Below are 10,508 nucleotides of genomic sequence, written 5' to 3'. Positions count from 1 at the left end.
GACGGCCGGCCGTTTCCGCTGAGCCATGGATGGCGAATCGGAAACCCCCGTTCGAAGCCCGACCCGCCCCGTAGGGGAATAGATACACGGCCGCGCACGCGGCCCTTCCTTGACGGGTCGCCGCAGGCGTGGCCCCGAGGGTGGCACCCGCCGGCTCTTGCTCCCAGACGCCAAGGCTCGAGGCCCAACGCGATGCCGCAGGCGAGCCCTCCACGGCAATCCGCGATGGCCCTTCCTACACAGCCAGCAGACCGCCATCCACGAAGAGTTCGGTACCGGCGATGTAGCTGCTCTCGTCCGACGCCAGGAACAGCACGGCGCGGGCCATTTCATCCGGCTGCCCCAGGCGGCCGAGGGGCACCACCTGGTTGAACATGTCTTCCACGCCCGGCCGCGTGTCCAGGTAGCCGCGCATCAGCTTCGTTTCGGTACCGCTGGGCGATACCACGTTGACGCGGATGCCGCGGTCTTTCAGATCGGACGTCCAACTGCGGGCGAACGAGCGCACGGCCGCCTTGCTTGCGTTATACAGCGACTGACCCGGGAAGCCCTTACTGCCGGCCACCGAACCGTTGAGCACCACGGCGCCGCCCTTGGCCATCAGCGGAAGCGCTTTTTGCACGGTGAAGATCAGGCCGCGCACGTTGAGGCCGAAGATGTGTTCGAAGGCGGCTTCATCGATCTCACCCAGGGGACGTGCGTCGGATTCAGCGATACCGGCATTGCCGAAGAGCACGTCCACCTTGCCGTGGTCGCGCTTGACGATGTCGTACAGGCGGTCCAGATCGTCCAGACGCGAGGCGTCGCCCTGGACGCCGATGGCGCCGGCGCCGATCTCGCGCACCGCTGCATCGAGCCGGTCCTGCCGGCGGCCGGTGATGTAGACCGTGGCTCCCTCGGCGACGAAGGCCTTGGCCGTCGCCAGCCCGATACCTTCGCTGCCGCCCGTGATGACGACTACCTTGTTCTCGAATCGCTGTGCCATACCAGAGTCCTTATGAAGTGGAGGGTTGCTCCACTTAGTATATGGAGGCATCATCCACTTATCAATGGAGGGAGTTCATGAACCGAAAGCTCGTCACTGACGAGACACCGCTTCGTGCGGATGCCGCGCGTAACCGCGAGCGGATTCTCGAGGCGGCGGAGGCGGTGTTCGTCGAGCGTGGGGCCGACGCCTCGCTCGAGGAGGTCGCCAAGCGCGCCGGGGTCGGCATCGGCACGCTTTATCGTCGTTTCGCTACACGGGACGAGCTGCTGGCGGCGCTGAGCGACACGCGCCTGCTCGAGCTTGCCGAGGCCAGCCGGACGCGCGATGCCCTTGGCGAGGAAGCGTCGGTGCGCAGCTTCGTCCGTGAGCTGGTCGGCCACACCACCCATTACCGCGGGCTGGCTGCGTCGCTGGGCGCCGTGCTCAAGAGCGGCGCTGCGGGGTGTCAGGCCAGCAGCCAAGAAGCGCAGCGTCTGCTCGAACGCGCACAGGCGGCGGGCGTGATCCGTGGCGACGTGACTGTGGGTGACCTGGTCTGCGTCGTGATGGCCATCTGCCTGTCGGTCGAACAGGATGTCACGACGACATCGCGCGTGGATCATCTGGTGGGCGTTTTCCTGGACGGCATCGGCACGCGCTGAGCGCGTCCATCCGTGACCGATACCCATGGCGGTGTAAACGTTTCGCTGGCAGTCTCGGCGGGTTATCGCGCCCTCGGAGCCGACCATGCCGCACCCCATCCGCCTTGGCTTTTGCATCGCGCTCGGCCTCGCCGCGGTGCCCGTCGCGGTCTGCCCCGCGCACGCCACCGACACGGCCGCCGCGCCTTCGAACGCGCAGATCGCGTCTCCCGACATCGAAAGGAAGGTCGATGCGCTGCTGGCGCGCATGACGTTGCAGGAGAAGGTTGGCCAGCTTTCGCAGTACGCCGCCCAGGGCGGATCGACGGCGACGGACACCGATGCGTTCGCGCCGAACCCGGAAACACGCACGAAGGTCGACACGATGGCGCTCGCCCGCAAGGGTGAATTGGGCTCCGTGCTCAACCTGGTCGGCGCGGCGAAGACGCGGCCCTTCCAGGAGGCCGCGCTGAAGAGTCGCCTCGGCATCCCCTTGCTGTTTGGCGCGGACATCATCCACGGCTATCGCACCATCTATCCGATTCCGCTGGCGCTTTCGGCGACGTGGGATCCGCAGCTCGTGCAGGACCTGTCACGCATGGCCGCGCTCGAAGCGACCCGCGGCGGCGTGAAATGGGTGTTCTCGCCGATGGTCGATGTCTCGCGCGACGCGCGCTGGGGTCGGTCGGCGGAGGGCGCCGGCGAGGATGCGTACCTGGGCGCGGCCATCGCCCGCGCGTATATCCGTGGCTACCAGGGCAACGACCTGGCCGACCCTGAAAGCGTGGCGGCGTCGGTCAAGCATTTCGCTGCGTACGGTGCCGCCGAAGCGGGCAGGGAATACAACACCACCGACATGTCCGACGTGCGTCTGCGTCAGGTCTACCTGCCGCCGTATCGCGCGGCGGTCGACGAGGGCGCGGCGACGATGATGAGCGCGTTCAACGCGCTCAACGGTGTACCGGCCACGGCCGATCCCTACCTCATGACCGACGTGCTGCGGAAGGAGTGGGGCTTCAACGGCTTCGTCGTCAGCGACTACACGGCGATCATGGAACTGACCCATCACGGCATCGCGCCGGATGCGGCCACCGCCACGCGCAAGGCGCTGCAGGCGGGCGTGGAAATGGACATGATGAGCCATTACTACGACACGCAGATTCCGGCGCTGCTGGACCAGGGCACGCTGTCGATGGCCACGGTGGACGAAGCCGTGCGCCGTGTCCTGCGGGTGAAATTCGCCCTCGGCCTCTTCGAGCACCCGTACGCGCGTGGCGTCGAGCCCACCGGGCCGTCGGCCGCGAACCGTGCGCTGGCCCGCCGCGCGGCGGAGGAGTCATTCGTGCTGTTGAAGAACGGCACGGTCGGGGCCAAGCCATTGCTGCCGCTCGACGCCCATGTACGACACGTTGCCTTGATCGGTCCGCTGGCGGATGCGGCGAAGGAGATGCAGGGCCCGTGGGGTGGCGCGCGCACGTTCGACGATTTCACCACGTTGCGCAAGGGACTTGGCGACCGCCTGAAAGCGAACGGCGGTGAGCTGATCTACGCGCAGGGCACGGCAATCGATGGCGCCTCGGAGGCCGGTTTCGCCGACGCGCTGAAGGCGGCCGCACGCGCGGACGTTGTCATCATGGCGCTGGGAGAGGCCGCGCACATGAGTGGCGAAGCGGGCGCCCGCGCCCACCTGGGGCTGCCGGGCAACCAGCAGACGCTGCTCGAACAGGTCGTGGCCAGCGGTAAGCCGGTGGTGCTGCTGGTGTTCTCCGGTCGTCCGCTCGTACTCGACTGGGCCGACCGGCACGTGCCGGCGATCATGTCCGTATGGTTCCCGGGTGTCGAGGCGGGCAACGCGGTGGCTGACGTGGTGTTCGGCGACGTGGCGCCCAGCGGCAAGCTGACCATGAGCTTCCCGTATACGGAAGGGCAGGAGCCGCTGTACTACAACGCGTTCCCGACGGGACGCCCTGCGGGTGACGCCGATACGCGGAAGCCTCCGTCGCACGACACGACCTTCGTGTCGCGTTATATCGACACGCCCAACGCAGCCCTCTATCCGTTCGGTCACGGCCTGTCGTACACCACGTTCGGCTATTCGGACGTACGGGTCTCGCGTGCAAGCCTGCCACTCGCGGAGGCGAACCGACCGGGTGCGAAGGATCTCGTCACGGTGTCCGCCACGGTGAAGAACACCGGCTCGCGCGCGGGCACGGAAGTGGTCCAGCTTTACGTGCGCAACCTCGGTGCCAGCCTCGAACAGCCGGTGCGTAGCCTCCAGGGCTTCCAGCGGGTAAGCCTGCAACCCGGCGAGTCGAAGCAGGTCACGTTCCCGCTCGGCTTTGCCGAGCTCTCGTTCTGGAACCGCCAAAGCGTCCAGGTGGTCGAGCCGACGCGCTACACGGTGTGGGTCGGCGGCCGTTCCACGGCCGACCGTGAAGCCGTATTCGAGGTGACGCCGTGAGTGCCGTACCATAGCGGCATGGCTGACAAACCCCACGATTTCATCGATCAGTACCAGGCCCTGGTCCGCGACGGGCTCGAGGCCTGGTCGCGCCAGTTCGACCCCAAGGCCGAGGCGGTGGGCGAGGTCGGTCCCGCCGACATCATGTCCCGCATGTTCACCGGCCTCGGTGGCTACGGCGACTGGATGCGCTCGTTTACCGCCGGCGAACCGCTGGCAGCGCCTTTCGCGATGGGTGGCACGCCGCCCTTCGGCGGGGCAGGTCCCGGCCCGATGCCGTTCGGACCAGGCGGCCCGGGCATGCCGCCGTTCATGGCGGGCGCCCCTGGCACGGGGCCGTTCGGCTATGGCGCGCCGCCCGGCGCCACGGCTCCGCCCGGCACGCAGCACTTCGACGACTGGGCCCGCGTGGCGCGCGAAGCGTTGTCGATGCCGGCGTTCGGCCTGACCCGCGAGCAGCAGGAAGAACAGCAGGCGCTGCTACGCGCGTGGATCGACTACGCCGAGCACTACCAGCGCTACCAGACGCTGCTGCAAGGGGTGCAGGATCGCGCGACGGCGGCGTTGCGCCAGCAGGCGCCGCCCACCGATACCGACTCGATGCGCTCGGTGTACGACCGTTGGGTCAACCTCGCTGAAGAGAGCTATGGCGAGGCTGCGCTGTCGGAAGAATTCAAGGACGTCTACGCGGCCCTGGTCAACGCGCAGATGCAGCTGAAGCGGCTGCAGCAGAAACAGGTCGAGCGTTTCGCCGTCCAGGCCGGCATGCCCACCCGGACCGAGGTCGACAGCCTCGGCGAGCGCCTGCAATCGATGCGCCGCGAGTTGCGCAAGTTGCAGGGTGTGGCCGCCGAGGTCGATGCGCTGAAGGCGGACATCGCCGCGCTGCGCGGTTCGGGCACGAGCCCCGGGCCTGCGGTGAAGCCGGCGTCGGCGAAGAGGGGCGGTACGACGAAGGCCCCTGTGAAGAAGGCTGCCGTGACGAAGGCCGCCGTGAAGAAGGCCGCGGTGAAGAAGACTCAACCGAAGAAGCCGGCTACCCGGGGCACTAAACGATGAGCGACCACCCGTTCGCGTTCGACCCCGCCCGTGCGCAGGCCGAAGTGGAAGCCTTCCGGCGCAAGCTCGAAGCCGGCATGGAAACGCTGAAACACGTCGGCCCGATCGAACTCGGCACGACGCCGCGCGAAGCCGTCTATACGGAAGACAAGCTCACCCTATGGCACTTCAAGGGCAGCAGGACGCCAACGGCGACGACCCCGTTGCTGATCTGCTACGCGCTGGTCAACACGCCGTGGATGGTCGACCTGCAGGAAGACCGCTCGATGGTGCGCAACCTGCTCGAGCAGGGTGAGGACGTCTACCTGATCGACTGGGGCTACCCCGACGGCGCCGACCGCTGGCTCACGCTGGAGGATTACATCGACGGCTATCTCGATCGGTGTGTCGACGCGGTGCGTGCACGCCACGACGGTGAAGCGCTCAACCTGCTCGGCATCTGCCAGGGCGGGGTGTTCTCGCTGTGCTACGCGGCGCTGCATCCGGAAAAGGTGCGCAACCTCGTCACCATGGTCACGCCGGTAGACTTCCATACGCCGGACAACATGCTGTCGCACTGGGCGCGTAACATCGACATCGACCTGTTCGTCGACACGATGGGCAACATCCCCGCCGACCTGATGAACTTCGCCTACCTCACGCTGAAACCGGTACGCCTCAACCAGCAGAAGTACGTCAGCCTGGTCGATATCCTGGACAACCCGAAGGAAGTGGAAAACTTCCTGCGCATGGAAAAGTGGATCTTCGATTCGCCGGACCAGGCGGGCGAGGCGTTCCGCGAGTTCGCGCGCGATTTCTTCCAGAAAAATCTGCTGATCAAGGGCGAGGCGATGATCGGCGCCCGCCGGGTCGACCTGAAGCGCATCACGCAGCCCGTGCTCAACGTCTACGCCGAACAGGATCACCTGGTCCCGCCCGCCGCGTCGACGCCCATGGGCGAGGCGATCGGCAGCGACGACTACACGGCCCTGGCCTTCCAGGGCGGCCACATCGGCATCTACGTCTCCGGCCGCGCGCAAAAGCAGGTTCCCCCCGCCATCCACGCGTGGCTGGCCGCCCGGTAGGAGCGCGCGATGCGCGCGAAACACCCCCGCGATACGCCACCCGACCGCGATGCGCCACCCCCATTGCCAATGCGATAATGCGCCGATGAACACCCACGCCTCCCACGATTCCATTCGTGCCGTGCAATGGCACGGCGACCGCCTGCGCCTGCTCGACCAGCGGCGGCTTCCCGCCGAGGAAGTCTGGTTCGATAGCACCACGGCCGACCAGGTCACCACCGCCATCCGTGACCTGGCCGTGCGCGGCGCGCCCGCGATCGGCATCGCCGCCGCGTGGGGCGTGGTGCTGGCGGCGCGGGCAGGGCAGGACCTGCCGGCCGCGATGGCCACGCTGCGTGCGGCGCGGCCCACGGCGGTCAACCTGATGTGGGCGCTGGATCGCATGAACCGCCGCATCGCCGAGGGCGCCGACACCGATGCGCTGACGCGCGAGGCCCAGGCCATCCAGGACGAGGACCTCGCTGCCAACCGCCACATGGGCGAACTGGGCGCGGCCCTGATCGAGCCGGGCTCGCACGTGCTCACCCATTGCAATACCGGCTCGCTGGCCACGGCCGGTTACGGCACCGCGCTCGGCGTCATCCGCGCGGGTGTCGCCTCCGGCCATATCGAGCAGGTCTACGCCGGCGAAACCCGCCCCTGGCAGCAGGGTGCGCGCCTGACCATGTGGGAACTCGTACGCGACGGTATCCCCGCGCGCCTGATCGCCGACTCCGCCGCGTCGCACCTGCTCAAGGACGGCAAGGTGACGTGGGTGATCGTGGGGGCGGACCGCATCGCCGCCAACGGCGACACCGCCAACAAGATCGGCACCTACCAGCTGGCCATCGCGGCGCGGCACCACGGGGTCAAATTCATGGTGGTGGCCCCGTCGACCACGGTGGACATGGCCACCGCCCACGGCGACGACATCGAGATCGAACTGCGCGACGCGGCGGAGCTCCTGTCGATGTCCGGAACGCGCACCGTGATCGAAGGCGCGGACGCATGGAACCCGGTGTTCGACGTAACCCCGGCCGGGTTGATCGACGCCATCGTCACCGAGCGCGGCGTGATCCTCAAGCCCGACGAGACACAGATGCGGACACTGTTCCCGTGAGCCATGTCCGCCGCGAACTGCTGTTGTTCGCGGTGGGTGGCGTGCTGGGCCTGCTGGTCGACGCCGGCATCGCCCAGTCGCTGGTCAGCTTCGCCGGCTGGAACATCTACACCGCGCGTATCGTGTCGTTCCTGTCGGCTGCCACGGCCACCTGGTGGTGGAACCGCCGGCACACCTTCGCGCACCGCCAGTCCGGGCGAAGCGCGCGCGCGGAATGGCTCCACTGGATGGGCCTGATGGCCGCCGGCGCGGTGGTCAACAACGGCGTCTACCTCGTCGTGCTCGAGGCGTTTCCCGCGCTGCGCCCCTGGCCCGCGGTGGCCGTGGCGGCGGGCTCCGCGGTCGGCGCCACGGCCAATTTCCTCTTCGCCAGGACCCTGCTTTTCCGCAGCCGGAAAACAGCCGCGTAAGTAATTGTTTTTACGCCGTTTTTAGCTGTCTTTTCGACACCCGTTGTGATACTATCGACAGGTTGGGTCGGCCGCGTCGCGATACCGCGACACATGCGGGCGACGGGGGCATTTTGATGGACATCCAGGAAGCCGTTTGATGGCAGAACTCGCCAAAGAAATCATTCGCGTCAACATCGAAGACGAGATGCGTCAGAGCTATCTCGACTACGCGATGAGCGTCATCGTCGGGCGCGCGTTGCCCGATGTGCGCGACGGCCTCAAGCCGGTACATCGACGCGTTCTGTTCGCCATGAACGAGCTGGGCAACGGCTGGAACCGTGCCTACAAGAAGTCGGCCCGCGTGGTCGGTGACGTCATCGGTAAATACCACCCGCACGGCGATTCGTCGGTCTACGACGCGATCGTCCGCATGGCCCAGCCGTTCTCGCTGCGCTACATGCTGGTCGACGGCCAGGGTAACTTCGGTTCGGTCGACGGCGACAACGCCGCCGCCATGCGATACACCGAGGTGCGCATGTCGCGCCTCACGCACGAACTGCTTGCCGACATCGACAAGGAAACCGTCGACTTCGGGCCGAACTACGACGAAAGCGAAAGCGAGCCGCTGGTCCTGCCGGCGCGCGTGCCCAACCTGCTGGTCAACGGTTCCGCAGGCATCGCCGTGGGTATGGCCACCAACATCCCGCCGCACAACATGACCGAGGTGATCAACGCCACGCTGGCGCTGATCGAGGAACCCTCGCTCGGCGTCGACGAACTGATGACGCACATCCCCGGTCCGGATTTCCCGACCGCCGGCATCATCAACGGCTCCTCCGGCATCGTCGAGGCCTATCGCACGGGCCGTGGCCGCATCCTGGTGCGCGCGCGCACCGAGATCGAAACCGAGGCCAACGGTCGCGAAACCATCCTCATCCACGAGCTTCCCTACCAGGTCAACAAGGCACGGCTGATCGAGAAGATCGCCGAGCTGGTCAAGGAAAAGAAGCTCGAGGGCATCAGCGAGCTGCGCGACGAGTCCGACAAGGACGGCATGCGCGTGGTCATCGAGATCCGCCGCGACGCCATGGGCGACGTGGTGCTGAACAACCTGTTCCAGCAGACGCAGCTGCAGGTCACCTTCGGCATCAACATGGTCGCGCTGCTCGACGGCCAGCCGAGGTTGATGAACCTCAAGGACATCCTCGAGGCGTTCATCCGCCATCGCCGCGAAGTCGTCACCCGTCGCACCATCTTCGACCTGCGCAAGGCACGCCAGCGCGCGCACATCCTCGAAGGCCTGACGGTCGCCCTGGCCAACATCGACGAGATGATCGAGCTGATCCGCACGTCGGCCTCCTCGCAGGAAGCCCGCGAGCGCATGGTCGCGCGTCGCTGGGAGCCGGGCCTGGTCAAGGCGCTGCTCGCCGCCACCGGCGCATCCTCCTCGCGTCCGGAAGACATGGACCCGCGCGACGGCCTGCGTGACGACGGCTACCAGCTGTCCGAAGCCCAGGCCACCGAGATCCTGCAGATGCGCCTGCATCGCCTCACCGGCCTGGAGCAGGAAAAACTCTCCGACGAGTACAAGGAAATCCTCGAGGCCATCCGTGGGCTCATCGATATCCTGGAAAACCCGGCGCGCCTGCTCGAAGTCATCCGCGAGGAACTGGAACAGATCCGCACGGACTACGGCGACGCCCGTCGCACCGAGATCCAGCATTCGCAGGAAGACCTCAACGTCCTCGACCTCATCGCGCCCGAGGATGTCGTGGTCACGCTGTCGCACACCGGCTACATCAAGCGGCAGCCGGCCAGCCTCTACCGTGCGCAGAAGCGCGGCGGCAAGGGCCGTTCGGCGTCGGCGCTGAAGAACGAAGACGTGGTGCAGCAGCTGTGGGTGGTGAACACGCACGACACGCTGCTCACCTTCACCAGCACCGGTCGCGTCTACTGGCTCAAGGTGTACCAGATGCCGGAAGCCGGCCCGGGTGCGCGCGGCAAGCCCATCGTCAACCTCCTGCCGCTGGGCGAGGGCGAGAAGGTGCAGGCCTTGCTGCCGGTGCGCGAGTACGATCCGACCTGCTTCGTCTTCTTCGCGACCCGACAGGGCACGGTGAAGAAAACACCGCTCACGGAATTCGCGTTCCAGCTGCAGAAGGGCAAGGCCGCCATCAACCTCGACGAGGGCGATGCGCTGGTCGATGTCGCCATGACCAACGGCGAAAGCGACGTGCTGCTATTCGCGTCCAACGGCAAGTCGGTACGCTTCGACGAAGGCACCGTCCGCTCGATGGGTCGTACGGCCACCGGTGTGCGCGGCATGCGCCTCGCCGACGGTTCCGAGGTGGTCTCGCTGATCGTGGCCAAGGGCGAGGGTGACATCCTCACCGCCACGGCGCGTGGTTACGGCAAGCGCACCGAGCTGCAGGAATTCCCGAAGAAGGGCCGCGGCACGCAGGGCGTCATCGCCATCCAGTGTTCGGATCGTAACGGCCAGCTCGTGGCCGCCACCCAGGTCACCGAGACGCAGCAGCTGATGCTTATCTCCGACCAGGGCACGCTGGTGCGCACGCGTGTGTCCGAAGTCTCGCAGCTCAGCCGCAATACGCAGGGCGTCACCCTGATCAAGCTGCCCAAGGACGAGACGCTGATCGGCATCGTGCGCCTGGAAGCGGAAGAGGAACTGGAGATCGACGGCGAACTTGCCGACGATGTCGCCATGATCGACGGCGAGGCGGCGGCGGACATGCCGCCGGTCGAAAGCGGTCCGGTGGACGACGACGGCACCGAACCGAGCGACGCATAAGCCGAACGACGCGTCA

8 protein-coding genes are annotated in these 10,508 nt (G+C 66.8%); 7 read left to right on the top strand and 1 reads right to left on the bottom strand.

Annotated features, from left to right (window positions below; genetic code table 11):
- Nucleotides 1-235 precede the first annotated feature (235 nt).
- A complete protein-coding gene (locus tag ACVKN3_RS09480) occupies nucleotides 236-985 on the bottom strand; it encodes an SDR family NAD(P)-dependent oxidoreductase (protein WP_285402567.1) in 750 nt (249 codons plus the stop codon).
- 77 nt (nucleotides 986-1,062) lie between these two features.
- Between ACVKN3_RS09480 and ACVKN3_RS09475 the strand changes: the two genes are divergently transcribed.
- The 7 genes from ACVKN3_RS09475 (at nucleotide 1,063) to gyrA (ending at nucleotide 10,492) form a co-directional block, all read left to right on the top strand.
- Nucleotides 1,063-1,629: a TetR/AcrR family transcriptional regulator gene (locus ACVKN3_RS09475; RefSeq protein ID WP_354514028.1), complete on the top strand. Its 567-nt coding sequence runs from the start codon at nucleotides 1,063-1,065 to the stop codon at nucleotides 1,627-1,629.
- 85 nt (nucleotides 1,630-1,714) lie between these two features.
- Nucleotides 1,715-4,069: a glycoside hydrolase family 3 N-terminal domain-containing protein gene (locus tag ACVKN3_RS09470; RefSeq protein ID WP_354514030.1), complete on the top strand. Its 2,355-nt coding sequence runs from the start codon at nucleotides 1,715-1,717 to the stop codon at nucleotides 4,067-4,069.
- Between the two features lie 18 nt (nucleotides 4,070-4,087).
- Nucleotides 4,088-5,128: a poly(R)-hydroxyalkanoic acid synthase subunit PhaE gene (locus tag ACVKN3_RS09465; protein WP_354514032.1), complete on the top strand. Its 1,041-nt coding sequence runs from the start codon at nucleotides 4,088-4,090 to the stop codon at nucleotides 5,126-5,128.
- Complete coding sequence (locus tag ACVKN3_RS09460) at nucleotides 5,125-6,192, top strand: class III poly(R)-hydroxyalkanoic acid synthase subunit PhaC (protein WP_354514034.1); 1,068 nt, start codon at nucleotides 5,125-5,127, stop codon at nucleotides 6,190-6,192. Before ACVKN3_RS09465 ends, ACVKN3_RS09460 begins: the two co-directional genes overlap by 4 nt.
- Before the next feature lie 85 nt (nucleotides 6,193-6,277).
- Nucleotides 6,278-7,291 (top strand): S-methyl-5-thioribose-1-phosphate isomerase, encoded by a 1,014-nt coding sequence (gene mtnA, locus ACVKN3_RS09455; protein ID WP_456991619.1) that lies wholly within the window; start codon nucleotides 6,278-6,280, stop codon nucleotides 7,289-7,291.
- A complete protein-coding gene (locus ACVKN3_RS09450; protein ID WP_354514038.1) occupies nucleotides 7,288-7,701 on the top strand; it encodes a GtrA family protein in 414 nt (137 codons plus the stop codon). The genes mtnA and ACVKN3_RS09450 overlap by 4 nt, the downstream gene beginning before the upstream one ends.
- Nucleotides 7,702-7,840: 139 nt before the next feature.
- Nucleotides 7,841-10,492, top strand: a complete 2,652-nt coding sequence (gene gyrA / locus ACVKN3_RS09445) for a DNA gyrase subunit A (protein ID WP_354514040.1) — start codon at nucleotides 7,841-7,843, stop codon at nucleotides 10,490-10,492.
- Nucleotides 10,493-10,508: the final 16 nt, after the last annotated feature.

The organism is Luteibacter sp. PvP120, assembly GCF_054055715.1.
This window is presented reverse-complemented; position numbering and strand designations above follow the sequence as displayed.